The 26,526-nt window shown below is 57.2% G+C and carries 23 protein-coding genes, 1 tRNA gene and 2 pseudogenes; 13 read left to right on the top strand and 13 right to left on the bottom strand.

What is annotated here, in order from left to right; translation table 11 throughout:
- Window positions 1-61: 61 nt before the first annotated feature.
- Window positions 62-391: a hypothetical protein gene (locus ACP7A4_RS11635; RefSeq protein WP_426246946.1), complete on the bottom strand. Its 330-nt coding sequence runs from the start codon at window positions 389-391 to the stop codon at window positions 62-64.
- 595 nt (window positions 392-986) lie between these two features.
- Here ACP7A4_RS11635 and selD point away from each other — a divergent pair.
- The 7 genes from selD to ACP7A4_RS11600 all read left to right on the top strand — a co-directional run bounded on the left by selD (window position 987) and on the right by ACP7A4_RS11600 (window position 8,921).
- Window positions 987-2,021: a selenide, water dikinase SelD gene (selD, locus tag ACP7A4_RS11630; protein WP_059762188.1), complete on the top strand. Its 1,035-nt coding sequence runs from the start codon at window positions 987-989 to the stop codon at window positions 2,019-2,021.
- Window positions 2,021-3,118: a tRNA 2-selenouridine(34) synthase MnmH gene (mnmH, locus tag ACP7A4_RS11625; RefSeq protein WP_426246944.1), complete on the top strand. Its 1,098-nt coding sequence runs from the start codon at window positions 2,021-2,023 to the stop codon at window positions 3,116-3,118. Before selD ends, mnmH begins: the two co-directional genes overlap by 1 nt.
- A gap of 225 nt (window positions 3,119-3,343) precedes the next feature.
- Window positions 3,344-5,008 carry an AMP-binding protein gene (locus ACP7A4_RS11620; protein ID WP_059762189.1) on the top strand — a complete coding sequence of 555 codons (1,665 nt, stop codon included), beginning with the start codon at window positions 3,344-3,346 and terminating at the stop codon, window positions 5,006-5,008.
- A 14-nt stretch (window positions 5,009-5,022) separates the two neighbouring features.
- Window positions 5,023-5,790, top strand: a complete 768-nt coding sequence (locus ACP7A4_RS11615) for an SDR family NAD(P)-dependent oxidoreductase (protein ID WP_203303572.1) — start codon at window positions 5,023-5,025, stop codon at window positions 5,788-5,790.
- Between the two features lie 10 nt (window positions 5,791-5,800).
- Complete coding sequence (locus ACP7A4_RS11610; RefSeq protein ID WP_203303573.1) at window positions 5,801-6,994, top strand: acetyl-CoA C-acyltransferase; 1,194 nt, start codon at window positions 5,801-5,803, stop codon at window positions 6,992-6,994.
- Window positions 6,995-7,003: 9 nt separating this feature from the next.
- Window positions 7,004-8,131, top strand: a complete 1,128-nt coding sequence (locus ACP7A4_RS11605) for an acyl-CoA dehydrogenase (protein WP_426246941.1) — start codon at window positions 7,004-7,006, stop codon at window positions 8,129-8,131.
- A 16-nt stretch (window positions 8,132-8,147) separates the two neighbouring features.
- A complete protein-coding gene (locus ACP7A4_RS11600; RefSeq protein WP_048365482.1) occupies window positions 8,148-8,921 on the top strand; it encodes an enoyl-CoA hydratase in 774 nt (257 codons plus the stop codon).
- A gap of 87 nt (window positions 8,922-9,008) precedes the next feature.
- Here ACP7A4_RS11600 and ACP7A4_RS11595 read toward each other — a convergent pair whose 3' ends face one another.
- The 7 genes from ACP7A4_RS11595 to ACP7A4_RS11565 all read right to left on the bottom strand — a co-directional run bounded on the left by ACP7A4_RS11595 (window position 9,009) and on the right by ACP7A4_RS11565 (window position 15,839).
- Complete coding sequence (locus tag ACP7A4_RS11595; RefSeq protein ID WP_203303575.1) at window positions 9,009-10,160, bottom strand: acyl-CoA dehydrogenase family protein; 1,152 nt, start codon at window positions 10,158-10,160, stop codon at window positions 9,009-9,011.
- Between the two features lie 3 nt (window positions 10,161-10,163).
- Window positions 10,164-11,270, bottom strand: coding sequence for an enoyl-CoA hydratase/isomerase family protein (locus ACP7A4_RS11590; RefSeq protein WP_426246939.1), 1,107 nt, complete (start codon window positions 11,268-11,270; stop codon window positions 10,164-10,166).
- Between the two features lie 146 nt (window positions 11,271-11,416).
- Complete coding sequence (locus tag ACP7A4_RS11585; RefSeq protein ID WP_082706750.1) at window positions 11,417-12,187, bottom strand: 3-hydroxybutyrate dehydrogenase; 771 nt, start codon at window positions 12,185-12,187, stop codon at window positions 11,417-11,419.
- Window positions 12,188-12,308: 121 nt separating this feature from the next.
- A complete protein-coding gene (locus ACP7A4_RS11580) occupies window positions 12,309-12,590 on the bottom strand; it encodes a peptidylprolyl isomerase (RefSeq protein WP_048365485.1) in 282 nt (93 codons plus the stop codon).
- Window positions 12,591-12,683: 93 nt separating this feature from the next.
- The gene (locus tag ACP7A4_RS11575; protein ID WP_426246936.1) at window positions 12,684-13,568 is read right to left on the bottom strand and encodes a lipase family alpha/beta hydrolase; all 885 of its coding nucleotides are present in this window, start codon (window positions 13,566-13,568) and stop codon (window positions 12,684-12,686) included.
- Window positions 13,569-13,837: 269 nt separating this feature from the next.
- Window positions 13,838-14,926, bottom strand: coding sequence for a 3-deoxy-7-phosphoheptulonate synthase (locus ACP7A4_RS11570; protein WP_426246934.1), 1,089 nt, complete (start codon window positions 14,924-14,926; stop codon window positions 13,838-13,840).
- A gap of 676 nt (window positions 14,927-15,602) precedes the next feature.
- The gene (locus tag ACP7A4_RS11565) at window positions 15,603-15,839 is read right to left on the bottom strand and encodes a DNA-binding protein (RefSeq protein WP_426246932.1); all 237 of its coding nucleotides are present in this window, start codon (window positions 15,837-15,839) and stop codon (window positions 15,603-15,605) included.
- Between the two features lie 81 nt (window positions 15,840-15,920).
- On the opposite strand from ACP7A4_RS11565, the gene ACP7A4_RS11560 reads away from it, so the two are divergent.
- From ACP7A4_RS11560 to ACP7A4_RS11535, 6 genes and pseudogenes are all read left to right on the top strand, one after another.
- Complete coding sequence (locus tag ACP7A4_RS11560; RefSeq protein WP_203303590.1) at window positions 15,921-16,286, top strand: helix-turn-helix domain-containing protein; 366 nt, start codon at window positions 15,921-15,923, stop codon at window positions 16,284-16,286.
- Window positions 16,287-16,418: 132 nt separating this feature from the next.
- Window positions 16,419-17,057, top strand: coding sequence for a response regulator transcription factor GacA (gene gacA / locus ACP7A4_RS11555; RefSeq protein ID WP_047273603.1), 639 nt, complete (start codon window positions 16,419-16,421; stop codon window positions 17,055-17,057).
- A gap of 2 nt (window positions 17,058-17,059) precedes the next feature.
- Entirely contained in the window at window positions 17,060-18,883 is a 1,824-nt protein-coding gene (gene uvrC, locus ACP7A4_RS11550; protein WP_059762199.1) for an excinuclease ABC subunit UvrC, read from the top strand.
- 32 nt (window positions 18,884-18,915) lie between these two features.
- On the top strand, window positions 18,916-19,473 hold the full coding sequence (gene pgsA / locus ACP7A4_RS11545; RefSeq protein ID WP_048365490.1) for a CDP-diacylglycerol--glycerol-3-phosphate 3-phosphatidyltransferase: 558 nt from the start codon (window positions 18,916-18,918) through the stop codon (window positions 19,471-19,473).
- Window positions 19,474-19,540: 67 nt separating this feature from the next.
- Window positions 19,541-19,616 (top strand) — tRNA-Gly (locus tag ACP7A4_RS11540).
- 276 nt (window positions 19,617-19,892) lie between these two features.
- Window positions 19,893-20,213, top strand: a pseudogene (locus ACP7A4_RS11535) (Arm DNA-binding domain-containing protein); the annotation flags it as partial.
- A gap of 122 nt (window positions 20,214-20,335) precedes the next feature.
- Here ACP7A4_RS11535 and yecR read toward each other — a convergent pair.
- From yecR to ACP7A4_RS11510, 5 genes and pseudogenes are all read right to left on the bottom strand, one after another.
- Window positions 20,336-20,551, bottom strand: a pseudogene (yecR, locus tag ACP7A4_RS11530) (YecR family lipoprotein); the annotation flags it as partial.
- Between the two features lie 170 nt (window positions 20,552-20,721).
- On the bottom strand, window positions 20,722-21,150 hold the full coding sequence (locus tag ACP7A4_RS11525) for a hypothetical protein (RefSeq protein ID WP_426246929.1): 429 nt from the start codon (window positions 21,148-21,150) through the stop codon (window positions 20,722-20,724).
- Window positions 21,074-21,802 carry a hypothetical protein gene (locus ACP7A4_RS11520; protein WP_426246927.1) on the bottom strand — a complete coding sequence of 243 codons (729 nt, stop codon included), beginning with the start codon at window positions 21,800-21,802 and terminating at the stop codon, window positions 21,074-21,076. The genes ACP7A4_RS11525 and ACP7A4_RS11520 overlap by 77 nt, the downstream gene beginning before the upstream one ends.
- Window positions 21,803-21,871: 69 nt before the next feature.
- Window positions 21,872-22,366, bottom strand: coding sequence for a hypothetical protein (locus ACP7A4_RS11515; RefSeq protein ID WP_426246925.1), 495 nt, complete (start codon window positions 22,364-22,366; stop codon window positions 21,872-21,874).
- A gap of 7 nt (window positions 22,367-22,373) precedes the next feature.
- Window positions 22,374-26,525, bottom strand: a complete 4,152-nt coding sequence (locus ACP7A4_RS11510; protein ID WP_426246923.1) for an RHS repeat-associated core domain-containing protein — start codon at window positions 26,523-26,525, stop codon at window positions 22,374-22,376.
- Between the last annotated feature and the right edge of the window lies 1 nt (window position 26,526).

Raw genomic sequence — 26,526 nt, 5'->3', positions numbered from 1 at the left:
GGCAAACAAGCGGTAAAAAACCCGGAGATGCTCCGGGTTTTTTTGTTACAGCGCAGGGTTATCAGCTGTAACGGTCAACTTTGATCAGTTCAGCCCCGGTTTGAGCGCTTTCCCAGGTCAGGGTCAGGGTTTGCAGCACTTTCGCCATGTAGTCTTTATCCGCCGCGGCTTTTTTACCGACGTAGCCCTGGCCGCGGCGGTACATTTTCAGTCGTGCACGCATTTGAGGGTGCTGTTTTTCGAACTCTGTTTCTTCTGCACATGCCGCAACAGGGTCAACACGTACATCGCCTGCTTCGCTGATCCACACAATATGGTCGTTGTGTGTGTCTTTACGAATGGCGAACAGTTCAGCCAGTTCGTTAACAGTCGGTTGATTATTCAGGTTCATAGCTAACTCCTTGACCACTCGTTGATCTGTCTAATTGATTCGCGCAACTGCGTTTGCAGCGCTACGCAGTGTCCATCTAAAGCAGATCCAGCCTTGAGTGCGTCCTATGTAGTAGTTGGTGATGTCTGCTACATAAGCGTTTTTAACGATGAAGCTTAGCGAGAACCCCTATGCCTGAGAGGCTTACTGCATCAGCCACAAGCCTATTGAGGTCGTTTCGCTAGCCTCTGTCGCCTAAAACGCGGACGATCAAGCCAGGTCAGCTTCATCAATTCTGCCTTGTGGGCAGTACCTGTCCCGGAACAGCCCGACGGTTCGTCGAGCGTGCTTACAACTACTTTTTTCAACGCTTCCGGTGGGGAAGACGTCTGCATCATGCAAGGGCAAAAAGCCGTCGTCAATACATATGTAGTGATTATTTTAGAGCACTACATATGTGACTTATGAGTCTGTTTTGAGCATGCCGGTCATCCCTCGGGAACCGTTCTTGCTGCGGGTGTGATCGTGCTTTGTATGGCCCGCGGCAAGGTCTAATGCCTGCGGGCAGGCCCGCTCTGCTAGTATCTGGCGCTTTGATATCTATTAAAGGTGCCCTATGAGCGAGCCGATTCGCCTGACGCAGTACAGCCACGGAGCGGGTTGTGGATGTAAAATTTCGCCTCAGGTGCTTGAAGTCATCCTCGCCGGCAGCGGCGCGCAACACCTTGATCCAAATTTGTGGGTCGGTAATGCGTCGCGTGACGATGCGGCGGTGTATGCCCTGGATGACGAACGTGGCGTGGTCTCGACCACCGATTTCTTTATGCCTATCGTCGATGATCCCTATGATTTCGGCCGAATTGCGGCCACCAACGCCATCAGCGACATCTACGCGATGGGGGGCGATCCGCTGATGGCCATTGCCATTTTGGGCTGGCCGGTGAATGTGCTGGCGCCCGAAGTGGCCCGCGAAGTGATTCGCGGCGGTCGTGCCGTGTGTGATGAGGCGGGCATCCCGCTGGCCGGTGGGCACTCGATTGACACCCCCGAACCGATTTTTGGCCTGGCAGTGACGGGCGTCGTCAATAAGCGCCAAATGAAGCGCAATGACACGGCAACCGCCGGATGCTTGTTGTACCTGACCAAACCCTTGGGCATCGGCATCCTCACCACCGCCGAAAAGAAAGGCAAATTACGCCCCGAGGATGTTGGCGTAGCGCGTGACTGGATGTGCACGCTGAACAAAATCGGCAGTCAGTTTGCCAAACTGGAGGGCGTCACCGCGATGACGGATGTCACCGGTTTTGGCCTGCTTGGGCACTTGGTGGAGATGGCCGATGGCAGTGGCCTGAGCGCGAAAATTGAATACGCCAAGGTGCCGCGCCTGGACTCGGTGGAGTACTACCTGGAACAAGGTTGTGTGCCGGGTGGCACGTTGCGCAACTTTGATAGCTACGCGAGCAAGATTTCGCCGGTGCAAGAGCTGCACAAGCGCGTGCTGTGCGACCCGCAAACCAGTGGCGGCCTGTTGGTAGCTGTCAGCGCGGACGGCAACGAAGCCTTCCTGCAAATGGCGCGTGACAATGGTTTGAACCTTCAGCCTATCGGCCAGTTGGTTGAGCGACAGACGTACGCGGTTGAGGTTTCATGATGGCTCATGACATAACCGACTTGCGCGATCTGTTCATCAACGACCGGCCGATGATGGACACCCGCGCGCCGATTGAATTTCACAAGGGTGCATTCCCCGGCGTGGTCAATTTGCCGCTCATGACTGACCATGAACGCGAACGCGTGGGTACGTGTTACAAGCAACAAGGCCAGCAAGCGGCGGTGGTACTGGGGCATCAACTGGTTTCGGGTGCGACCAAGGCCGAGCGATTGCAGGCGTGGGCAGATTTTGCGCGGGCCAACCCTGAAGGGTGCCTGTATTGTTTTCGCGGTGGCATGCGTTCGCAAATCGTCCAACAGTGGCTCAAGGACGAGGCCGGGATCAATTACCCGCGCATCACCGGCGGCTATAAAGCGCTGCGTACCTTCTTGATTCAAACCCTCGACGATGCCGTTGCACAGTGCGATCTGCTGGTGTTGGGCGGCATGACTGGCACGGGTAAAACCGATGTGCTGGTGCAACTGGACAATGCGTTGGACCTTGAAGGGCATGCCAATCATCGTGGCTCCAGTTTTGGCAAGCGCGCAACCGGACAACCGTCCAACATTGATTTCGAAAACCGCTTGGCCATTGATGTGCTGAAAAAGCGCGACAAAGGGCTCGAACGCTTCGTGCTCGAAGACGAAAGCCGAACGGTGGGCAGTTGCGCCTTGCCGCTGGCGCTGTACCAAACCATGCAGACCGCGCCCATGGTGTGGCTGGAAGACAGCGTTCACAGTCGGGTTGAGCGCATCCTGCGCGATTACGTGATTGAGTTGTGTGCTGAATTTACCGCCAAAAATGGCGATCACGGTTTCACATTGTTTTCTCAGCGGTTGCTGGAAAGCCTGGCAAACATTCAAAAACGCCTCGGTGGCGAGCGTTATCAGCGCTTGCACGATGTGATGAACAGCGCGCTGCAAGAGCAGGCGCGTTGCGGCTCGGTAGATTTACACCGGGTGTGGATCGAAGGCTTGCTGCGTGAATATTACGATCCGATGTATGCCTTTCAGCGTGAGAAAAAGGCCGGGCGGATCGCATTTGCCGGTGACCAGGCCGCCGTGCTTGAGTACTTGCGCCATCAAAAAACCAGTTAATCCCCCCACGTCTCAGACATATTGCAGTGGTCGGCTTCACGGCCACTTCACCCCGCAGCGCAGCCTGGTGCCCGGGCGGCGCCCATCAGGATTGCGTCAGCCTATTGGCCAAACCAGTCAATCAGCTTGAGCGGTTTGACCATTGTTGCAGAGCCTTGGCAGGGCGATTATCAGCAGGATTTTCGACGGTTCCCACTCCTATAAAAAGACCGAGGGATTGTGCTGATGCGCGACTATCTGACCGCGATGAGTGACTTTGACTATCAACATACGGTGAGCCACGCCCTGGATGGCGATTTGACGGCGCTCAATGCCTGTGTCGAATGCTGTGACCGGCACGCGCTACCGGGACGTATTGCGCTGTTCTGGGAGGGACGTGACGCCAGCAGCGCGGCTTACACCTTCACCCAGCTTCAGGATCACGCGGCCCGCTTTGCCAATTTCCTGCTGGCCCAAGGGGTTAAACGAGGCGACAAAGTCGCCGGTTTACTGCCGCGTAACGTTGAGTTGCTGGTGGTCGTGCTTGCGGCGTGGCGTATTGGCGCGATCTATCAACCACTGTTCACCGCATTTGGACCCAAGGCCATCGAGCATCGGCTTAACAGCTCTGGCGCGGCGCTGGTGGTCACCGATGCAGCCAATCGCGCCAAGCTCAATGACGTCAACCAATGCCCGACGATTGTGACGGTGTCTGGCGCCAAGGGGCAGGGGCTGGTGCGCGGCGATTTCAGTTTTTGGGCCGAGCTGGAGAACCATTCTGCACAGTGTGAGCCGGTGATGTTGAGCGGCGAAGACCCCTTTCTGCTGATGTTCACCTCCGGAACAACCGGCCCGGCCAAACCCTTGTTGGTACCGCTCAAAGCCATTGTGGCGTTTCAGAGTTACACCCGCGACGCCGTAGACCTTCGTCCTGAAGATGCGTTCTGGAACCTGGCCGATCCGGGTTGGGCGTATGGCATTTACTTTGGCATCACCGGGCCATTGTCGCTGGGGCATCCGATCACGCTGTATGACGGGCCGTTCACGGTCGAAAGCACCTGTCGCGTGATCAAGAAATACGGCATCACCAACCTCACGGGTTCACCCACCGCCTATCGCATGCTGATTGCTGCGGGCAAAACGTTCGCCGAGCCGATCAAGGGCCAACTGCGGGCGGTGAGCAGTGCAGGCGAGCCGCTGAACCCGGAGGTGATCCGCTGGTTTGCCGAGCACCTGGACGTCACCATTCATGACCATTACGGTCAAACCGAAGTCGGCATGGTGTTGTGTAATCACCATGGCCTGGATCACCCGGTGCACATGGGCGCGGCGGGCTTTGCCTCACCGGGGCACCGAATTGTGGTGCTGGACGACAACCATCAGGAACTGCCCGTGGGTCAGCCGGGAATTTTGGCGGTCGATCGCAGCCAGTCACCCATGTGCTGGTTTGGCGGCTATCACGGGTTCACCACCAAAGCCTTTGTCGGCGACTATTACTTGAGCGGTGACACGGTCGAGCTGAACCCGGATGGCAGTATCAGTTTCGTCGGGCGCAGTGACGATGTGATTACCACCTCGGGTTATCGCGTGGGGCCATTCGACGTGGAAAGTGCCCTGATCGAACACCCGGCCGTGGTTGAAGCCGCCGTAGTCGGCAAGCCCGATCCCGAGCGCACTGAACTGGTGAAAGCCTTTGTGGTGCTTAGTCCGCACTTTCTGGGCGATGCGCAGTTGGCTGAGACCCTGCGTCTGCATGTGCGACAACGCCTTGCTGCGCATGCCTACCCCCGTGAAATCGAATTTGTCAGCGAGTTGCCGAAAACCCCCAGCGGCAAGTTGCAGCGCTTTATTTTGCGCAATCAGGAAATCGCCAAAGCCGACCTGGCCGCCAACGCCAACGTCAGCGCTTAACCTCAGGAATCATCATGCAGATCGCAGACAACGTTTTTATCGTCACAGGCGCAGCGTCGGGACTCGGCGCAGCCACGGCCCACATGTTGGTCAAGGCTGGTGCCAAAGTGATGTTGGTGGACTTGAACGCCGATGCAGTGGCAGCACAAGCACTCAAACTGGGCGATCAGGCCCGCAGCGTGGTGGCTGATATCAGCCAGGCTGATGCAGCGCAGGCGGCGGTCGAGGCCGCCGTCGCAACGTTTGGTGGCCTCAATGGCTTGGTCAATTGCGCGGGCATTGTGCGCGGCGAAAAGATCCTCGGCAAAAATGGCCCGCACGCGCTGGAGAGCTTCAGCCAAGTCATTAATGTCAATTTGATTGGCAGTTTCAACATGCTGCGTCTGGCGGCTGAGGCCATCGCTCAAACCACTGCAGATGCTGAAGGTGAGCGCGGTGTGATCATCAATACGGCGTCGGTGGCCGCCTTTGACGGTCAGATCGGTCAGGCCGCATATGCCGCGTCCAAGGGAGCGATTGCCAGCCTCACATTACCGGCGGCCCGTGAGTTGGCGCGGTTCGGCATTCGTGTGATGACCATCGCCCCCGGTATTTTTGAAACGCCGATGATGGCGGGCATGACGCCGCAAGTGCGCGAGTCTCTGGCCGCTGGCGTGCCTTTTCCTGCGCGTTTGGGCAAGCCTGACGAGTACGCGTCGCTGGTTCGGCACATCATTGAAAACAGCATGCTCAACGGCGAAGTGATCCGTCTTGATGGCGCGCTGCGCATGGCTGCGAAATAAGGAGAACGAAATGACGTTAGTGAATGATCCGGTCGTGATTGTCAGCGTTGCCCGCACGCCCATGGGTGGCTTTCAAGGCGACTTCAAGGGCCTCACGGCCCCGCAACTGGGTGCGGCCGCGATTCGTGCAGCCGTGGAGCGGGCGGGTATTGCCAGCGATAGCGTCGAAGAGGTGTTGTTTGGTTGTGTGCTGTCGGCAGGCCTGGGGCAGGCGCCTGCCCGTCAGGCCGCGCTGGGTGCCGGGCTGGACAAAGGCACCCGTTGTACCACGCTGAACAAGATGTGTGGCTCGGGCATGGAAGCAACCATTCTGGCGCACGATCGTTTGCTGGCTGGCGGCGTCGATGTGGTGGTGGCCGGCGGTATGGAAAGCATGTCCAATGCACCTTATTTGCTGGACCGTGCGCGCAGTGGTTATCGCATGGGGCATGGCCGGGTACTGGATCACATGTTCCTCGATGGCCTGGAAGACGCCTACGAACGGGGTCGTTTGATGGGCACGTTCGCTGAAGACTGCGCGCAAGCCCATGGCTTCAGTCGTGAAGCGCAAGATGCGTTTGCCGTGGCGTCATTGACCCGTGCTCAGCAGGCGATCAGTGACGGCAGCTTCAGCGCTGAAATCGTGCCGGTGCAGGTCACAGTGGGTAAAGAACAGCGTCTGATCAGCCATGACGAACAACCGCCAAAAGCCAATTTGGCGAAAATCCCGACGTTAAAGCCTGCCTTCCGCGACGGTGGCACTGTCACGGCGGCCAACTCCAGCTCCATTTCTGACGGGGCGGCTGCATTGGTGCTGATGCGCCGCTCACACGCGCAACAACGTGGCCTCACGCCACTGGCCGTGATTCACGGGCATGCGGCGTTTGCCGATGAGCCGGGTTTGTTCCCGACCGCACCGGTGGGCGCGATCAAGCGTCTGATGAGCAAGACCGGCTGGAGCCTGAATGAAGTCGACCTGTTCGAAATCAACGAGGCCTTTGCGGTGGTGAGTCTGGTGACCATGAGCGAACTGGATCTGCCACACAGCAAGGTCAATATTCATGGTGGCGCCTGTGCGCTGGGTCACCCGATCGGGGCCTCGGGTGCGCGGATTCTGGTCACGCTACTCTCGGCGCTGCGCCAACAAAAACTCAAACACGGCGTGGCCGCGATTTGCATCGGCGGCGGCGAAGCCACGGCGATTGCTGTGGAATGCCTGTACTAAGGAATTTTTATGCTCCCCACACCCGAACAATTACACATTCGTGAAGCGGCCCGCCAGTTCGCCCAAGAGCGTTTGAAGCCCTTTGCAGCTGAGTGGGACAAGCAGCATCGTTTTCCTCGCGAAGCCATCACGCAAATGGCCGAGCTGGGGTTCTTCGGCATGTTGGTCCCTGAACAATGGGGTGGTTGTGACACCGGTTATCAGGCTTACGCCATGGCCCTGGAGGAAATCGCCGCAGGCGACGGTGCATGCTCCACCATCATGAGCGTGCACAACTCGGTGGGTTGTGTGCCAATCCTGAAGTACGGCACCGAGCAGCAAAAAAGCGACTTTCTGATGCCTTTGGCCAGCGGCGCCATGCTCGGGGCGTTTGCACTGACCGAGCCTCAGGCCGGTTCTGACGCCAGTGACCTGAAAACCCGTGCTCGGCGTGAAGGTGATGGCTACGTGCTCAATGGCTGTAAGCAATTTATTACCTCGGGGCAAAACGCAGGCGTGGTGATTGTGTTTGCGGTCACGGACCCGGCCGTAGGCAAGCGCGGCATCAGTGCCTTTATCGTGCCCACCGATACGCCGGGTTACAGCGTGGCCCGCGTCGAAGACAAGCTGGGGCAGCACGCCTCCGACACCTGCCAGATCCTGTTTACGGAGATGAAAATCCCGCTGGCCAATCTTTTGGGTGAAGAAGGGCAGGGCTACAAAATCGCGCTGGGCAACCTCGAAGGCGGTCGCATCGGCATCGCCTCACAAGCGGTGGGGATGGCGCGCGCGGCCTTTGAGGCGGCGCGTGATTACGCTCGTGAGCGTGTCACGTTTGGTCAGCCTTTGGTCCAGCATCAAGCCGTGGCCTTTCGTTTGGCAGACATGTCGACTGAAATTGCGGTGGCCCGCCAGATGGTGCAATACGCCGCCGCGTTACGAGACAGCGGGCAATCGGCCTTGGTCGAGGCTTCGCAGGCGAAGCTGTTTGCGTCGGAAATGGCTGAGCGGGTGTGTTCCAAGGCGTTGCAAACCTTGGGGGGTTATGGCTATTTGAGCGACTTCCCGCTGGAGCGCATCTACCGCGATGTGCGGGTGTGTCAGATTTATGAAGGCACCAGCGATATTCAGCGCATGGTCATTTCGCGCAATCTTTGAATTGAGGACCTTATCCATGAGTTACGAAACCCTGCTGTTGGACATTCACGGGCATGTTGGCCTGATTACCCTGAACCGGCCACAGGCGCTCAATGCCTTGAATGCGCAGCTGGTGAGCGAAGTCAATCAAGCGCTGGACCAGTTGGAGGCGAATAACGAGATCGGTTGCATCGTGCTTACAGGGTCTAAAAAAGCCTTTGCGGCCGGGGCCGATATCAAGGAAATGGCTGATCTGACCTACCCGCAAATTTACCTGGACGATCTGTTTTCAGACAGTGAGCGCGTATCGACCCGCCGCAAACCGATTATTGCGGCAGTGGCCGGTTTTGCTTTGGGCGGTGGTTGTGAGCTGGCCATGATGTGCGACTTCATATTGGCCGGTGACAACGCCAAATTTGGCCAGCCTGAAATCAACCTCGGCGTGTTGCCGGGTATGGGCGGCACGCAGCGTTTGACCCGCGCTGTGGGCAAGGCGAAAGCCATGGAGATGTGCTTGAGCGGACGCTTGATCGACGCGGCTGAAGCTGAGCGCTCGGGGCTGGTGTCGCGCGTGGTGCCGGTTGACGAATTGGTTGAAGAGGCATTGAAGGTGGCGGCTTTGATCGCCAAGAAATCCTTGCCGGTTTTGATGTTGACCAAAGAGTGCGTCAACCGCGCCTTTGAAGTGACCCTGGCAGAAGGCGTGCGCTTTGAGCGTCGGGTGTTCCACTCCCTGTTTGCCACCCACGACCAGAAAGAAGGCATGGCGGCTTTCGTGGGCAAGCGTGAAGCGCAGTTCAAGCATCAGTGACGGGTTGTGCCTGAAACCGCGGGGTCTGGATGGAAAAGGCCTTAACCCCTCCAGAACCGCGGTTGTACGCTCCTGGAGGGGGCAGGTTCAGATCAGGTAGTTTTTCAGCTCTCGCGCAATCACCATCCGCTGAATCTCGCTAGAGCCTTCGTAGATCTGGGTAATGCGCGCATCGCGGTAGTAACGCTCGACCGGGTAATCCTCCAGGTAGCCATAACCGCCGTGGATCTGAATGGCTTTGGAGCACACGTACTCGGCGATCTCCGAAGCAAACAGTTTGGCTTGCGACGCCTCTGACAGGCATGGCTTGCCAGCGCTGCGCAGGCGCGCAGCGTGCAGGATCAGCAGGCGCGCAGCATTGAGGCGGGTTTGCATGTCGGCCAGCATATTGGCAACGCTTTGGTGTTCGATGATCGCTTTATCAAACTGCACGCGATCACGGGCATAGGCCAATGCGGCTTCAAATGCTGCACGGGCGATCCCCAGCGCTTGCGCTGCAATACCGATGCGACCGCCTTCAAGATTGGACAGGGCAATCGCCAGGCCCTTGCCACGCTCACCCAGCAAATTGGCTTGCGGGACGGTGCAGTTGCTCAGTGTGACAGCGCAGGTGTCCGAGGCGCGGATGCCCATTTTGTGTTCTGTGCGATCGACGATGAAGCCCGGCGTGGCAGTTGGCACCAAAAACGCAGAAAGGCCCTTTTTACCCAGCTCAGGATCAGTGACGGCAAACACGATGGCGAGTTTGGCGCGCTTGCCGTTGCTGACAAACTGTTTGGCGCCGTTGATCACCCAGTGGCCGTCATGCAGTTCTGCGCGGGTACGCAGGTTGTGGGCTTCGGAGCCGGCCTGCGGTTCAGTAAGGCAAAAACAGCCAATGGTTTGACCGCTGGCAAGTTCTGCCAGCCAGGTTTGCTTTTGCGCTTCGTTGCCGTATTTGAGGATCGGGCCACACCCTACCGAGTTGTGAATGCTCATCAGCGCGCCGGTGGCGCCATCGCCGGCCGAAATCTCTTCGACCGCCAGGGCGTAGGCTACGTAATCAACATAGGTGCCACCCCATTCTTCTGGTACCACCATACCGAGCAAACCCAGCTCGCCCATTTTCGCGACCAGGGCGTCGTCAATCCAGCCTGCTTTTTCCCACGCCTGGGCATGGGGCGCGATTTCGCTACGGGCAAAATCACGGGCCATGTCGCGAATCATTACGTGTTCTTCGCTCAGTTCGATGTCCTGCATGGCTCAGACTCCCGCAGGTTTAAAGTTAATGAAAAAACTCGCGACTTTATCCGCGTCCAGGCCGTCTAGCGTCGGTGGATTCCAGTGCGGTGTTTTGTCTTTGTCGATAATCAGCGCGCGTATCCCTTCAATCAAATCGCCACGGTCGAACCATTGACGATCCAGGTGCAGCTCCAGCGCGAAACATTGTTCAAGCGGTAGCGCACGGCCACGGCGCAGCATTTCGAGGGTGACGGCCATGGCCAGAGGCGAGCGGGTGTGCAGCAGGTCAGCCGTTTCATTGGCCCAGGCTTGCTGCGCCGGGTCAGAGATCGCACGCAGCCGGGCGACGATGTCAGGGACGGTCTGGGCATTGAAGGTGTCATCAATCAGTGTGCGCAGTTTTTTTAGCGGCGGGTCGGGCAGGGTATCGACGCTCAACCGCTCAAGCTGGGCCTTGAGATCGTCCAGAGGCGAGGTGCGCCATTTCATAGAGTCGAGTGCGCGGTCAAGATCGGGCAAGACGCTGCTGTCGATGTACCGGTCTGCAAGCCCGCAATACAGCGCGTCACTGGCGCGAATCTGTACACCGCTGACACCCAGATAGGTGCCCAATTGGCCAGGCGTACGGGTCAAAAAATAGCTGCCGCCCACATCCGGGAAATACCCGATGCCGACTTCCGGCATTGCCAGCTTGCTCCGCTCAGTGACGACACGCAGATCAGCGCCCTGAACCAGCCCCATGCCGCCGCCCAAGACCAAACCGTCCATCAGCGCCAGAACGGGTTTGGGGTAGTGGTGCAGGGTCAGATCGAGTGCGTATTCCTCTTCGAAGAACGCGGTATGCAGGGAGTTTTTATTGCGGTAGCTGTCGTATAGCGAGCGGATATCACCGCCTGCGCAGAAGGCTTTTTCACCCGCACCGCGCAGAACCACCGCTTTGATGTTGACGTCTTTGGCCCACGTGTCGAGGTGACGCTGAAGTTCGCGCACCATGTTCAGATTGATGGCATTGAGGCCGCTTGGGCGGTTCAGGGTCAGGTGGCCAATATGGTTGCGCACGTGAGCCAGAATTTCGGATTGAACGACCTCGACATACGGTGCCGGTGTGGAGGAAACCTGAGCAGTCATCACTAACTCCCTGCTTTGTATTGTTTTTAGGGGCTGTTCGCAGGCGAACGATGCTCGATGCTAACAGTGCAAATTTGCCCATTACAACCGGAATAAGTGCAGGGCAAGCGTGCATATTTGCATGTTGGGGGCGTAAATATGCGCTGTTACTGCGCGAGCCAACCCCCATCGACATTCCAGGCGGCGCCGCGCACCTGGCTGGCTGCTTCGCTGCACAGAAATAACACCAACTCTCCCAGTTGAGGCGGCGTCACAAACTCCAGAGAGGGCTGCTTCTCGGCCAGCAGGTCATGTTGGGCCTGATAGGGGTCGATGCCCTGGCTGATGCGTTGATCAATTTGATTTTGCACCAGTGGGGTGAGCACCCAGCCGGGGCAGATGGCGTTGCAGGTGATGTTGCTGGTGGCGGTTTCCAGGCCTACGACTTTGGTCAGACCGATCACGCCATGCTTGGCAGCTACATAGGCCGATTTGCCCACCGAGCCAACCAGCCCGTGAACCGATGCAATATTGACGATGCGTCCCCAATTGCGCTTGTGCATGCCGGGCAGGGCGAGGCGAGTGCTATGAAACACCGCTGACAGGTTGATGGCGATGATCGCGTCCCAGCGCTCAACCGGGAATTGTTCGACGCTGGCCACATGCTGGATGCCTGCGTTGTTGACCAGAATATCAATGCCGCCGAATTCACGTTCGGCATAGCTGATCATGTCGGCAATCTGGGCGGGGTCGCTGACGTCGGCTGCATGATGGCCAACCCGACCACCGAATTGTTCAACGTCTGCGATGACTTTACTGGCATCGCCGAACCCGTTGAGTACCACGTCGGCCCCCGCTTTGGCCAGGCTCAGCGCAATACCCAGACCAATGCCACTGGTGGAGCCGGTTACCAATGCAGTTTTACCCTTAAGGCTCATGATCAATTCCCCCAAGTGAGACACGATTCATTCGTGAATGAGGAAACGTAGCACGAGGTTAAGGCTGCGGATACGAAACGGCCCACCAAAGGGCGGGCCGTTATCACACAAAACCGTAGAGTTAGTCCTGACGGCTGGTGACTTCTAGCAGGTGGTAGCCGAACTGGGTTTTAACCGGGCCTTGAACCACGTTAATCGGTGCGCTGAACACTACAGTGTCGAATTCTTTAACCATTTGGCCTGGACCAAAAGAACCCAGATCGCCACCTTGACGGCTTGACGGGCAAGTAGAGTTGGCTTTGGCGACTTCAGCGAAATCAGCGCCGCCTTCGATTTGTGTTTTCAGTTCATTGCACTTGGCTTCGCTGGCAACAAGGATGTGACGGGCGGTGGCTTTAGCCATGAGAGAGTGCTCCTTTCAATAAAGTGGTGAGACTACCGGATTCAGTCCGTTTTTTCTCGGCAAAAGTTCCTGAAATCAATCGCTCTTGGTGCGTCACAGGCCTTTGGCCTTCAGACGCTGGGCATGCTCGACATACAACTGCACGGGATCTACGGCTTTTGGGGGGCGCCTGCCTGCCAAGTGATTAATCGTGTCCATGTGGTCCAGCGCGTAATCCGAACGAATGACATGGCCTAAGTGCGAGCTGAAACGCCCCACCATTCCGTCGTTTTGTTTGGTTTCATGGGTGAAGAAACGTGCGAAGACCCGGCAGGCATTGTGCAAGGGGTCCAGGAGGTTGATCGACTCGGACAGGAGTGACCCTTTAATAATCCCGCTCCAGGAATAATAGAAAACGCCATCGGTCTGTTCCGGGCCCATACCGCCCCAGACGCCGGGTAAACCTTGCGGGTATGTGCGGTTGAATTGCGCTACGCCTTTTGTCGTCAGCGCATCTAACGCACTGAGTGCATCCTGCGGATTGTTAGGTTGGCCGCTGATGGCGGACAGGAACGAGCCAAATGCTGTGGTCAAAGCCGCAACGACCAGCTCTGGACGTTTGCCCGGGGTAAACGCCTGACGCAAACGGTCGGCCAGTTCTGAGCCGTGGTTGGGGCCGCTGACAGAGGTGACGGACGCCACCGCCTGCGGGGCGATAGCGCCTGCATAACGAGAGGTCAGGGCGCCCTGGCTGTGGCCGATCAGGTTGACCTTGGGTGAACCGTAATGACGACAAATGGCGTGTACTTGCTCAAGTAATTGCTCACCGCGTAACTCATTGCTGTTGGCGGCTGATACTTGCGCTACGTAAACAGTGGCACCAGCGTTATTGAGTGCCTGCTTGATGCCTTTGAAATAGTTGAACGGGCCGATGTGGTCGAAGCCAAAAAGGCCGTGTACCAAAACAATCGGGTATTGCGTATGGGCTGACGTATCCATGTCTATGCGCATCCTCGCAAGATGGTTGATCCATAGACAACACCCTAGATGACAACCTGAGCGTTGTTGTGCTGGGGAGTTGGATAGCCTTAGCGGCTCATAAGTCTGGATTAGAGCCTCATTTGCACCAATCCTGCCAAGGGGGAGCACATATCCGGCTGGTTGTGCTGAATTGTCAGGCCGCTTGAATTGGCCTGCCTGACAGGTACGCTCCTGTTCTTGCGCAACCGCAGGCATGGCAATGCCGGGTTGCGCAGGGGGGGGCAAGGCTAACCGATGACGTTGGTATTTATCCGTTGTTGGCGCAGTTGGGTAGCGGCATTTCGCAATAAGTGCTCGGTCGCCTCCCAGCCAAGGCAGCCGTCGGTCACAGACACGCCGTAGCGCATGTCGTCACTCAGGGGTTGGCAACCTTCGAAGAGATGGCTTTCGAGCATCATGCCGATCACTGAGTCATCCCCTGCGAGGCGTTGCGCAAGCACATCGTTGAAGACGTCGGGTTGGCGCAGCGGGTCTTTGCCGCTGTTGGCATGGCTGCAATCCACCATCAGGCGTACGGGTATGCCATTTTTCTCAAGCCCGGCACGTGCTTTGGCTACATGTGCGCAGTCGTAGTTCGGGCCGCTGTGGCCGCCGCGTAATACCAAGTGGGTATCAGGGTTGCCTGGGGTCAAGACTATGGCCGGATGGCCTCGGTCATCCACGCCGAAGTGTCGATGGCTATGTGCCGCGGAACGCATGGCATCGCAGGCAATGGAAACCCCGCCGTCGGTGCCGTTTTTGAAGCCTACGGGCAGGTCAAGGCCACTGGCCATTTCCCGGTGTATCTGTGATTCGGTTGTGCGTGCGCCAATCGCCACCCAGCCCAGCAGGTCGTCGAAGTATCCAGCAGCAATGGGTTGCAACAGTTCGGTGGCAACAGGCAGCCCCATGCGCAACATTTCGATCATCAATTCTCGCGACAGTGTGAGGCCGTGGGCCATATCATCGCTGCCGTCCAGATGGGGGTCGTAGGCCAGACCTTTCCAGCCCACCGTGGTGCGCGGTTTTTCGATGTATGCACGCATCACCAACAGCACGTCCTCGCTGATATCGCGGGCCAGAGCCGCCAGATGGCTGGCGTATTCAAGGGCTGATTGAGGGTCGTGGATGGAGCAGGGGCCGACCACAATCAACAGTCGGGCGTCTTCACCGTTGAGGATGGCGCGGATGGCTTGGCGTTGTTCGCTGACCTGATTGCACAACAGTGCGCTCAGCGGCAATTGCTGCTTGAGTTGCGCTGCGCTGGGCAGGCGTTGGGTCAAGACGTTTTTGCTTTCTGGGGTAGCGGTGGGTAGTGCGCAGACGGTTGCGTTCATGATGTGAGCTTCCTGGGCAGGCGGCGGGATTCCCGCGCGCTCGGCCCTAGTGGGGTGTTCGACGATTGACCGGACAGGTCGTGAGTGCATGCGTGCCACCAATGTGGGTCCGTTCGGAGGCGGCAGACTGTCCCGAACGACGGCTGATAAATCGCCATGCAGTGCAAAGGTCGAAGCGGTAATAAGTGGCGTTGTTCATGGGTTAAATCCTCAAATTAATAAATTGTCAGGGCCTAAAAAAACAAAACCCCCGGTCGGGGAGCCGACCGGGGGTGAGAATTCTCTGGTAGGCGACCCCTGAAACATGGGCGCCGGTTGGGTATCAGGCGCGCCAGTGGCTAAACCAATACCCAAAATAAAATCGTGCAGCGCAGAGCGTGTTGTTCGCACACACAGCGCCACCCGAGCGCGAAACGCTGGCGATCTGGCAAATGTCTGGGTGGGCGTGGTGCAACATGGCTGCTCTCCGATGAATGGCTCGAAGCTTACTCGAGACAAGTCAACCGATTCAATCAAAAAATGCTATGAGCCGTTGTAGCGGGGGCTATGAGTGGTGAATTCATGAATAGTCAGATCAATGTTTTAGCTTTGAACAGTCCCTGGATCGTGTGCAGCTGACGGCTTTGCCCGCATGGCTCAATACTAAAGCGGGTGGTATTTGCATTAAGGCGCATACTCAAGTGAGTGAATCACTTTTCGCCATAACCTCTGCTGGAGCAGGAATGATTCCATCCTTCATGCCCAACAGTACCGCCACTTTGTGGGCTTCTCCGCGCTTTCCTTTTTTGCGCCCGGCGAGCACTTGATACGTGGTTGCCGGGTCAACGCCGTGTTCTCGAGCAAACTCTTGAACCGACTTTCCTTGATGCTCCAGCCATGCCTTGGCTTGTGCGGCAGTACGAATTCCGGCCATAGTTCAAAACCGTTCAAAGTTGTTTAATATTTTTTGATTATACCATCCTCGCGGGTGTTTAAAATGGGAACTTACATCCAAATGAGTGGAATTGGTTCGCGGTTGAGGCAAGAGAGAGAGCGGCTGGGTATGTCGCAGAAAGCTTTTGGCGTAATCGGTGGCGTTGAAGCTAATGCACAGGGCAAATATGAAAATGGCGATCGCGCACCCAAGGCCGATTATTTATCGCGGGTAGCTGAGTGCGGTGTAGATGTACTTTTTGTGTTGACCGGCAGTCCAACGCCGACATTGGTCGATAACCTGAGTCAGGTAGAAGAGAAGGTGCTGGTCAGTTATCGCGTGCTGCAAAAGGAGGATCAGGATGCTATTCGCCGCTTGACGACTACCCTGGCCGACTTGTCGGTGATCCATTCAGGTAAAAATCGTCATGAGCCGAATGACGCTTAAACCCATGAACACGGGCGGCTTACAGGCTCATCTTGTTTTTGCGGGGTGTGACGTCGCAGGTAAATAGGTTGGTTCAATTGTTTTTTGCTAAGGTGTCGGCAACCAACGAAGACCAATTTACGAGGTGTCGACTTGATTCGGGTTCTAGTGGTCGATGACCATGATCTTGTGCGTACAGGCATCACACGAATGCTGGCTGATATCGATGGCTTGCAGGTAGTAGGTCAGGCCGAGTCCGGCGAAGAGTCATTGATCAAGGCTCGCGAACTGAAGCCGGATGTCGTCCTGATGGATGTCAAAATGCCTGGCATTGGGGGGCTGGAGGCGACACGCAAAATGATGCGTAGCCATCCCGATATCAAAGTAGTTGCGGTGACCGTCTGTGAAGAAGACCCGTTTCCTACGCGCTTGCTGCAAGCAGGCGCTGCCGGTTATATGACCAAAGGTGCTGGCCTGGCTGAGATGGTCCAGGCCATACGCCTGGTGTTCGCGGGCCAGCGCTACATAAGTCCGCAGGTGGCTCAGCAGTTGGCGCTCAAGTCATTTCAGCCTGCCAGCGACTCTCCCTTTGACGCCTTGTCCGAACGTGAAATCCAGATTGCCCTGATGATCGTCGGCTGCCAAAAAGTGCAGGTCATATCCGATAAGTTGTGCCTGTCCCCCAAAACGGTGAATACCTACCGTTATCGGATCTTTGAAAAACTTTCGGTTAAAAGTGATGTTGAACTGGCCTTGTTGGCTGTTCGCCACGGCATGGTAGATGCTGGTTGACGATGACTGACGTGTTTGATGCTAGTGCCTTTCTTTCGACGTGCAGCGGTCGCCCTGGCGTATATCGCATGTTCGATCGCGACGCTCGCCTGCTTTACGTGGGCAAGGCCAAGAACCTGAAAAAACGTTTGGCCAGTTATTTTCGAAAAACCGGGCTGGCCCCCAAAACAGCTGCGCTGGTCTCGCGCATCGCTCAGATCGAAACCACGATTACCGCCAACGAAACCGAAGCCTTGTTGCTTGAACAGACGCTGATCAAAGAATGGCGTCCGCCTTACAACATTCTGCTTCGTGACGATAAATCGTATCCCTATGTTTTTCTGTCTGATGGGCAATACCCGCGCCTGAGCATTCACCGTGGCGCCAAGAAGCCCAAGGGCAAGTACTTTGGGCCATATCCCAGTGCGGGTGCGATTCGGGAAAGTTTGAGCCTTTTGCAAAAGACTTTCCTGGTGCGTCAATGCGATGACAGCTACTTCAAAAATCGAACCCGGCCTTGTCTGCAATATCAGATCAAGCGTTGCAAGGGGCCGTGCGTTGGGCTGGTTGAACCGCAGGAATACGCTGAGGACGTGCGTCACTCGGTCATGTTCCTTGAGGGGCGCAGCAGCGCACTGACCGACGAATTGAACAGTGCCATGGAGCAGGCCGCCAGCACTTTGGACTTTGAGCGTGCCGCCCAAATACGCGATCAGATCTCATTGTTGCGCCGTGTCCAGGACCAGCAAAGCATGGAAGGCGGCAATGGCGATGTGGATGTGATCGCCGCATTTGTGAACCCGGGGGGTGCCTGCGTGCACTTGATCAATGTGCGGGGCGGGCGGGTATTGGGTAGCAAGAACTTCTTTCCACAAGTGGGCATTGAGGAGGAGGTGGCCGAAGTCATGGCGGCCTTTCTTGGGCAGTACTACATCAGCAGTCCGGAGCGTGACTTGCCAGGCGAATTGATCGTGAACGTCGAGCACGAGAGCTTTGAAGCTATCAGCGCGGCCATAGAGGAGCTGCGCGGGCGGGAAATGGCAATCAGCTATCGAGTGCGTGGTACGCGTGCGCGCTGGCAACAATTGGCCGTGACCAACGCCGAGCAGGCGTTGAGTGCTCGCTTGGCTAATCGCCAGCATGTAGCGGCGCGTTTTGAAGCGCTGGCCGAGGTGCTCAAGCTGGATGAAATTCCGCAGCGGCTGGAATGCTATGACATCAGCCACTCAAGCGGGGAGGCCACTGTTGCATCTTGCGTCGTTTTCGGGCCTGAAGGCCCAATCAAGTCGGACTACAGGCGTTTTAACATTGAGGGCGTCACCGCGGGTGATGACTACGCCGCCATGCGTCAGGCCCTGATGCGACGCTTTAGTCGACTCAAAGAGGGTGAGGGCAAGTTGCCGGATATTCTGCTGGTTGACGGTGGTAAAGGGCAGATGTCCATGGCCCGGGAAGTGCTGAATGAATTGGCGGTTCCCGACCTCATCTTGTTGGGTGTCGCCAAAGGGACAACGCGCAAGGCCGGTTTCGAAACCTTGTACCTGAATGATTCAGCTCACGATTTCACCCTGAAGGGGGATTCTCCGGCTTTGCATTTGATCCAGCAAATTCGCGACGAAGCTCACCGTTTTGCCATTACCGGGCACCGCGCTCGTCGCGGAAAAACCCGCAGAACCTCAACGCTGGAAGGCATTGCAGGGGTAGGCCCGACGCGCCGCCGAGATTTATTGAAACATTTTGGTGGATTACAAGAGCTGTCTCGTGCAAGCATCGAGGAGATCGCCAAAGCACCCGGGATCAGTAAAAAGCTCGCTGAGTTGATTTATGCAAACCTGCACAGCGAGTAGAATGCCACCTCACCTCGTAGCCAGTTGTGCCGATGAATATCCCTAATTTGATCACCGTACTACGCGTTCTTCTGATTCCTATCTTCATCCTGTTGTTCTACCTCCCTTACAGCTGGAGCTATGTTGCCTCCAGTTCTGTCTTTGCATTTGCGGCGGCAACGGATTGGCTGGACGGGTATCTGGCCCGGCGATTGGAGCAAAGTACCCCCTTTGGTGCCTTCCTTGACCCGGTGGCAGACAAACTGATGGTGGCAGTGGCCCTGGTGTTGTTGGTGCAAGAGCACCATAACGTGTGGCTGACCTTGCCGGCCGCCGTAATCATCGGTCGTGAGATCGTGATTTCTGCCTTGCGCGAGTGGATGGCCGAGTTGGGGGCGCGAGCACAAGTTGCCGTATCCAACATGGGCAAATGGAAAACCGCCGCACAGATGCTGGCACTGGTGATTTTGTTGGCTAACCCCTCAGATTTCAGCTTTTGGGTGGTTGTTGGATATGGCCTGTTGTTGGTCGCCGCCGGGTTGACGTTGTGGTCGATGCTCCAATATTTGCGGGCTGCCTGGCCACATTTGAAAACCACTTCAGGAAAATAAAATAAAACTTATTGAATCAAGGGGTTGACGCATTCTTTTAAAACTATAGAATGCGCACCACCAAGACGCGGGAATAGCTCAGTTGGTAGAGCACGACCTTGCCAAGGTCGGGGTCGCGAGTTCGAGTCTCGTTTCCCGCTCCAAAATTTGATCCACAGATGTCAATCGGACACTGGGATCCACGAAAAAGACGCTTAGGCGTCTTTTTTCGTTCCGGCGAGTTCCATCGAAAGCCCCCCCAGCTGTACTTTTGGGTACAAAATACGGTACATCTTGAATTTGAGTCTTGGGGGCGTAGCGGTTTTTGCGAAGAGCGCTCATGTTCGGTCTCGATATATATCTCCTCGACTTACAAGGCGGGAGACGGGCCCATGGCCTTGAGCGGTATTGCCGTACGCTAGGCCAAACCCACCGGTAAAAGTTACACCCTCCGCGACTTTGACGGGCTTGTCCTGTATGTCAGCCTCAAAGGCACCAAGCAATGGCGCCTGCGCTTCTGCTGGCTGCGCAAGCAGGCGCGTATTTCCTTGGGCGCCTACCGGGCGGTCATCCTCAAACAGGCGCGTGTGGTACGGGACGCCGCCAACCCGCGTCTTTCGCGCGGGGCGGCGACCTGGCCTCGCCGAGCGCGGCTTAAAGTTGTTCCATGGAGTCGCCGGGGCGCAGCAGGACAAGGCGGGCCCAGTCGAGGCGGGGAGAGGGATGGGGCATTGTGTGGTGGAAGCCGCGAGGGGGTGTGAGCGGAGGCTCACAGGCTGCTGGGAGCGGGCCGGTTGGCACAATAGGTATGGCACGAAAATGGGCTCGCCGTGTTGATCGCGCCATGCACGCCCGCCACGGCACCTTGCACCGTGAGCCGCCGTCACTGTTGACAGCGGTAATCCTGAGTAACGGTAGTTTCCAGGCAGTAGAGTGACCCCATGGTGCGGCACTGGGATTTTTCCGCGCCCGCGCGTTCAGCTCGTTGGCAGTCCCAAAATTGGCAACGCCCCGTGGCGATCACCAACCCTTGGGACTCCCGGATCTGAACGTACTCAAGTGGCGTATGTACGTAGGAAAGTTGCACAAGGCCGGCGGATGGATTGCCGCCGGTAGCCTCTCAATATTTCAGCGTTGCGCAGCTTGCCAGGAGCGGTAGGGCGAGGGGAATGGCGCCGATGGAGGATTTCATTGTCGAGGACGATCCTTCGTGAGTAAAAAATGACGTTTGTCTGAAGTGTTCTACTAGCCAGCCTCAGCATGGGTCGCCTAAGGCGGCCCAAACTTGACCGACCGGCAACCACTGGACACCAGCAGTTCGCCTTCATCGGCTTCAAACCCAGCAACCTTCCTTTCCTGATCGACGGTGATGGGAAGGATGCAACGATTCGGGTTATTGACGGTTACCCAATAGTTGATGTGCACCATCAGGTTGCCCTGCCTTTCCGATACCCAAGCCACTCCCTCGTTGCTTTCATAGGAGGTGTCGCGGTACCACTGCATCACCACATGCTTGTCGTCCGCGCTGCGGTCCATCTTCTGCGGCGGGCCAAAGAAATCAATCGCGTCCTGCGCCGCACGCCCCTTCCACTGGCTGCGGACATACATCTCCGGCACGGTGTCAAAGCTGACGCAGCCGGTCTGCAGCAGCACCAGGGTCAAGACCAATGCGCCTGTGTATTTCAGTCGATCCCTCATTGTTCAAGCGTGCCAGTCGGCGGCGAAGGCCATTTTTCTCAGGGGCACCCAAGAGGAAGTTGAGGTCGCACATCACGTCTTCGGTGCTGCTCTTTTTGGCCTCAATGCGAATCTGCTGATTGCCCGGCAGCTGATAGAAGAGGCCTTGCTGCGTGATCGCCACCAGTTGCTCGCTTAGCATTTCGCCATCATCGTAACGCAGGGCATGCACCAGGCGGTTCTCGTTGTCGTATTCGAATAGTTGGCGTTGAGTTGCGCTGCGCCGCTCGATCACATTGCCCCAGGCGTCGTAGCGGTAGCGGTACTGCTGCCAGTGCCGCAGACGGTTGTCCTTGATATGCCCGAAACGGGTGCCGCGCGCGGGGTCGAGGCCGTTTCCGGCCGGGTCGGTCTCGAAGTGTTCGTTGTTCAGGTGTTCCCTTGTACTGCGGCTGAGCAGGTCGCCAGTTTTCAAGTAGGCATAAACGGTGGCGCCGCGCTGACGATCGCTGCTGCTGGCCAGTTTCCCGGCCTTGTTGTAGTGATACCGGCGCTGCAGGTAACTGCCGGTATCGTCGAACAGGTCGTGGGTGTCGCGCTGCGGTTGCAGCACCCGTGACAGGTGTTCGGCGCCCCGACGCGACGTGAATTGCCACTGCTTGCGCCCGCGCACGTCGTAACCAAAGCAACTGCTGAGGCTTTGATGTTTTCATTGCGGTGAGAAAGTAATGGCTCGAATATTTTAAGTGTTTTTCCATTCCATAACCCACGGATGATTGATAATCATCGGAGATAGTTTGGTCATTATTCTGATAAATGTGTCTTTTGCGTTACTTAACATTTCCAGTAGTTCCGGGGTGTGAATTTTTTCGACCTCCGGGTCGGGGTTCCAGTTTGTATTGCTAGTGCAGGAAATTTTATATATGTCGTTGATGTCTGAATGGGAGAATTTTAGATACCTTTCGATTCCTTGTTCATAAAAATCTATGTTGGTGGGTTGCCTGATTTTAAGTGATTTCATTGTTTCGGGTAATTGTTCAAGGAATACTGCCAAGTCAGTCCCGGTGTCCACGGGCCAGCGATCCTGTCCGAATCCGGAAACATTAAAATCCACTTGATTCTCTATGAAACGGCATACGTCTATTAAGATTGATCGAATATCATCGTCCTCCGTATTGTAGGTGCGAGGAGCAAAATCGCCGAAACAGCTATCTTTAATTAGTATTTCTATTTTCATTTCAAGGTTATTCCAGTATGGGGTAGGCAGTTCTAATTCCGCCGGGTTTGGGTACTACTATTGCCGCTCTTGCCGCAATGATATCCCCGTTCGGCGTGATAACTTGCCCAAGACCAGCGGGGATTTTTATTTTTGTTGGTTCACTAATTTTCATGTTGCCAATGATTTGGGAGGCTTGGTCATTGTTAAGCCATTGTCCTTGGTGGTTGCCAGTGCCGCGTGCACGGTCAAGTAGACGCTGGGTATTCTTGGGTCCAGCACCATGTTCACTGAATGTATGACCAAATTGTTTTACACTTTTCCAGTTAAATTTACCTGTCGAATCGCAGGTCAGTCCCCACGGATCAACCCACCCCGTCGGATTCACCGCATACTGATACAGGTTATCCCCACCCAACAACCCAATCGGATCCTGCGTGGTAAAGCGGCCCACCCCCGGATCGTAATAGCGAAACGTGTTGTAGTGAAGCCCGGTCTCTGCATCGAAGTACTGCCCCTGAAAGCGCAGGTGCTGCTCGATGCTCTGCACCTCGAACCGTTCCACTTCGCCCCAGGCCTTGTAGCGGGCCTGCCAGACCAGATCCCCTTGGGATGTCGTGACCTCCAGCGGTGTGCCGATCTGGTCGGTGTGGAAGTAGTAGAGGCTGGGTTTGCCGCCGTCTGTGCGATCCACCCGCGCCAGCGGTGCATAGCTGTCGGGTTCATAAATATACAGCTGCTGGTGACCGCCGCAGGTCTCTTGCAGCAGGCGCAAGCCTTGCCAGAGGAACTGCGTGGTGGTGAGTGTCCCTTCGATCTCCACCTGCTTGTGCGTGCGCCGGCCCAGGGAATCGTACTGGTAGCGGGCCTCGTTCAGCAGGTTGCTTTCGTCGTAGCGCAGGGCATGCACCAAACGGTTCTCGCTGTCGTATTCGAATAGTTGGCGTTGAGTTGCGCTGCGCCGCTCGATCACATTGCCCCAGGCGTCGTAGCGGTAGCGGTACTGCTGCCAGTGCCGCAGGCGGTTGTCCTTGATATGCCCGAAACGGGTGCCGCGCGCGGGGTCGAGGCGGTTTCCGGCCGGGTCGGTCTCGAAGTGTTCGTTGTTCAGGTGTTCTTTTGTACTGCGGCTAAGCAGGTCGCCAGTTTTAAGGTAGGTATAAACGGTGGCACCGCGCTGACGATCGCTGCTGCTGGCCAGTTCCCCGGCCTTGTTGTAGTGATACCGGCGCTGCAGGTAACTGCCGGGATCGTCGAACAGGTCGTGGGTGTCGCGCTGCGGTTGCAGCACCCGTGACAGGTGTTCGGCGCCCAGGCGCGACGTGAATTGCCACTGCTTGCGCCCGCGCACGTCGTAACCAAAGCAACTGCTGAGGCGGCCCTGGCTGCGCAGGATTTCGCGGTGCAGCTCGTCGCGCTCGATGTCGCTGATCAGTTGGCCGTCGAAGTTGATCTGGTGCAGGTGCCCGCTACCGTAATACAGGTGGTTGAGGGCGCGGCCATCCGGCAGGGTCAGGGTGCTGAGGTTGTCTAACGGGTCATAGTGGTAACCCAGGGTGCCTTGCGGCCCGGCTTCTTCGATCAGGCGGCCCAGCCGATCGTAGCTGAAGCGCAGGATTTCAGGCTGCACACCTAGGCGTTTGCCCTGCTGGCTGGGCTGACGTGCGATGCTCAGCAGGCGATCGGCGTCATCGTAGTGGTAGTCGTGACGCGACTCGGCGGTGATCTTGCTGAGCAGGCGGCCGGCCGTGTCGCGTTCGAAGTCGGTGCGGCGCTGCGGGCGCTCGCCGCTGATGCCGTGGCCGGTTTCGTCGACGCAGAGCAGATGGCCGCTGGCGTTGTAGGTGAACTGGCGCTGCAACTGGTCGACGCGCAGCTCGCTGACCAGTCGGTCGGCGCTGTCGTAGTCAAACCGGTAGGTGGCGTTGTTTTCGTTGATCAAAGCCACCAAACGCTGGGCCTTGTCGTATTCATACTGCGTGCGCTGGCCTTCGGCGTTACGGCGTTGGGTAGGGAGGCCGCGGGCGTTTCGGTGCAAACGGGTGATATGGCCAGCCCCGTCAGTGTGCGCCATCACCTGGCCCAACGGGTTGTACTCGAAGCGTTCTACGCTGCCATCGGGGTGTTCGATACGCAACACTTCGCCTTGGGCGGTGCACTGAAACCGGGTGGTTTGGTGCAGGGCATCGGTGACGGCGATCATATGTTGGCGGTCGTCGTAGTCATAGGTGGTGACCTTGCCGGAGCAATCCTCATAGCGGGTGAGCTGGGCAAAGGCGTTCCAGCTCAGGGCCTTGGTTTTGTGCAGTGGGTCGGTAATGGTGTGGGGCAGGCCATCGTCGCCATTGGCGTACCGCGTGACCTGGCCCACGGCATCGGTTTCGCAGATCAAGTTGCCGGCACGGTCGTAGTCTGCTTGCCAGGTACCGCCGTCTGGTGCGCGGACCCGCGTGACCAATGGGGTGTTGAAGTGATAACGGTACTCGGTGGTGCGGTCGAGGGAATCGGTTTCGGCGATCAGCCGCGAGTATTCATCGTACTGAAAGGCCACGCACTGTTCGCCCGGCAGCGTCAGGCCGACCAAGTTGCCGCAGTCATCCAGATCGATCGTGTAGCGTTCGCCGCCGAAGTCCCGGCTGGCAGTAACCCGGCTGTCATGGTTATAGGTGACCTGAGCTTCGCGCTGCAAAACATCGGTGATGCGCGTAGTGCGGGCCTCCAGGTCATAAGTGAAGTGATAGTGCTCGCCATCGCTGGTCCAATGCTCGACCACACGCGGCTGGCCGCCGAGGTGTTGCCAGCGGTACTGGCAAGCCAAACCCAGCGCGTTGCGGTGAACGACCATCAGGCCGTCTTCGTAGACGAACTGGCGAACCATGTCGCCGTTGCGGTTGATAACCTGGTTGAGCTGCCCGTTGGCGTCGTAGCCATAACGCACGAGGGTTTCCACAGGCAGGTTGTCGACGACGCGCCTGACCTCGGTCAGGCGTCCCATCGGGTGCTCATAGTGCAAGTGCATGCGCCAACCGCCGCTGGCGGTTATGTCGGTGAGTTGGCCGATCTCGTTGTAGGTCAGCGCGATGTAGTGGCCCAGTGCGTTCTCGATGCGTAGCAGCGGGGCAGGGCTGCCGTCTTCGGTGATTTCACCGAAGTAGAAGAAGGTGTTGTCCAGGGTTTGCAGCAGGTAGTGGCCGCCCTGGCTGCGCACCAGGGTCAACCGTTCATGGGGGGAAAAGATGCGTTCGCCTGGCTCCAGCACGACAAAGGGGACGCTGCGGCCTTGGTTATCGCTGAGGTAGATGAATTCGCCGTTCTGGTGCAGGGACTGCTCCCATGGCAGCACCCAGCCGCGTCCCAGTACGCTATCCACGTTCAAGTCGCTGGCATAAAAGCGTGACCAGTGGATGGGCATCAGCCCCGGCAGAATGAAGTCGGTCTCATGTTCTTCGGGCAAGATCTTGCGACCGTTGGTGGCGTCGACGGGATTGCCGAAGATGGCCCCCACTGCTCGATCCAATGCAGGGCTGAGCACATAGTTCTCCAACACGCTCCCGGCGATGTATCCAGCCACGTAGCGTTTGATGCATGGTTTTGCTGCTTTCATGGCGGCCAGCAGGCTTCGCGGCGACATGGCTGGAATCTTTGCCCGCCCCAGCGACGCCAGTACCATCAACACGTCCACTACAACCCGCAGCCAACCAGGCACTTCATCGTTCACCGGCAGGTATCGTTCGCGTCCGCCGCCAATGAATACATTAGGCGAGCCGCCGTCGATGGTCGCTCCGCAGGTGGTTTTGTCACCCTTGCGCGCAGCGGGGAAGCTGTTGATGAATACGTTGGAGGATCCTTCGGCAACCAACGGATCGGTATGCTGGTCGCATGTCAGTTCGCTGTATTTGGCGATGGCTGCACGCTTGCCATTGATAAATACGTTGCGGGAGGTCGTAGTGATGTGCCCTGCCACTGAGCTGAAGTGTTTACCAATCGACTCCCCTAGGGAAGGCATCATGGGGCCGAGCGCGCCAAGCAGGCCTATCAGCAAACAGGCACCCAGGCCACCCGTACCGATGGCGATAGCGGCGAACGCTACCATCGCCAACCCGATAGCGGCCCCAATCAAAAAACCGGTCAATGCACTGGTGTGAACAATCTCATCGTCCCAACGAGCAGCCTCAAACATG

It is taken from the genome of Pseudomonas sp. TWR3-1-1, from assembly GCF_049896545.1.
Taxonomy (GTDB): domain Bacteria; phylum Pseudomonadota; class Gammaproteobacteria; order Pseudomonadales; family Pseudomonadaceae; genus Aquipseudomonas; species Aquipseudomonas weihenstephanensis.
Note: the sequence above shows the minus strand (reverse complement) of the source record. Positions and strands in the feature narration are given on the sequence as shown.

Bases quoted from the DNA above. Each gene is read 5' to 3' on its own strand.
- ACP7A4_RS11580 (WP_048365485.1), bottom strand. From the start codon at position 12,590: ATGGCTAAAGCCACCGCCCGTCACATCCTTGTTGCCAGCGAAGCCAAG.
- ACP7A4_RS11595 (WP_203303575.1), bottom strand. From the start codon at position 10,160: ATGCAGGACATCGAACTGAGCGAAGAACACGTAATGATTCGCGACATG.
- ACP7A4_RS11610 (WP_203303573.1), top strand. From the start codon at position 5,801: ATGACGTTAGTGAATGATCCGGTCGTGATTGTCAGCGTTGCCCGCACG.
- selD (WP_059762188.1), top strand. From the start codon at position 987: ATGAGCGAGCCGATTCGCCTGACGCAGTACAGCCACGGAGCGGGTTGT.
- uvrC (WP_059762199.1), top strand. From the start codon at position 17,060: ATGACTGACGTGTTTGATGCTAGTGCCTTTCTTTCGACGTGCAGCGGT.
- ACP7A4_RS11590 (WP_426246939.1), bottom strand. From the start codon at position 11,270: ATGACTGCTCAGGTTTCCTCCACACCGGCACCGTATGTCGAGGTCGTT.
- ACP7A4_RS11615 (WP_203303572.1), top strand. From the start codon at position 5,023: ATGCAGATCGCAGACAACGTTTTTATCGTCACAGGCGCAGCGTCGGGA.
- ACP7A4_RS11635 (WP_426246946.1), bottom strand. From the start codon at position 391: ATGAACCTGAATAATCAACCGACTGTTAACGAACTGGCTGAACTGTTC.
- ACP7A4_RS11585 (WP_082706750.1), bottom strand. From the start codon at position 12,187: ATGAGCCTTAAGGGTAAAACTGCATTGGTAACCGGCTCCACCAGTGGC.
- ACP7A4_RS11515 (WP_426246925.1), bottom strand. From the start codon at position 22,366: ATGAAAATAGAAATACTAATTAAAGATAGCTGTTTCGGCGATTTTGCT.
- ACP7A4_RS11600 (WP_048365482.1), top strand. From the start codon at position 8,148: ATGAGTTACGAAACCCTGCTGTTGGACATTCACGGGCATGTTGGCCTG.
- ACP7A4_RS11525 (WP_426246929.1), bottom strand. From the start codon at position 21,150: ATGAGGGATCGACTGAAATACACAGGCGCATTGGTCTTGACCCTGGTG.
- ACP7A4_RS11510 (WP_426246923.1), bottom strand. From the start codon at position 26,525: ATGTTTGAGGCTGCTCGTTGGGACGATGAGATTGTTCACACCAGTGCA.
- pgsA (WP_048365490.1), top strand. From the start codon at position 18,916: ATGAATATCCCTAATTTGATCACCGTACTACGCGTTCTTCTGATTCCT.
- ACP7A4_RS11560 (WP_203303590.1), top strand. From the start codon at position 15,921: ATGAGTGGAATTGGTTCGCGGTTGAGGCAAGAGAGAGAGCGGCTGGGT.
- ACP7A4_RS11565 (WP_426246932.1), bottom strand. From the start codon at position 15,839: ATGGCCGGAATTCGTACTGCCGCACAAGCCAAGGCATGGCTGGAGCAT.
- mnmH (WP_426246944.1), top strand. From the start codon at position 2,021: ATGGCTCATGACATAACCGACTTGCGCGATCTGTTCATCAACGACCGG.
- ACP7A4_RS11605 (WP_426246941.1), top strand. From the start codon at position 7,004: ATGCTCCCCACACCCGAACAATTACACATTCGTGAAGCGGCCCGCCAG.
- ACP7A4_RS11620 (WP_059762189.1), top strand. From the start codon at position 3,344: ATGCGCGACTATCTGACCGCGATGAGTGACTTTGACTATCAACATACG.
- ACP7A4_RS11575 (WP_426246936.1), bottom strand. From the start codon at position 13,568: ATGGATACGTCAGCCCATACGCAATACCCGATTGTTTTGGTACACGGC.
- ACP7A4_RS11570 (WP_426246934.1), bottom strand. From the start codon at position 14,926: ATGAACGCAACCGTCTGCGCACTACCCACCGCTACCCCAGAAAGCAAA.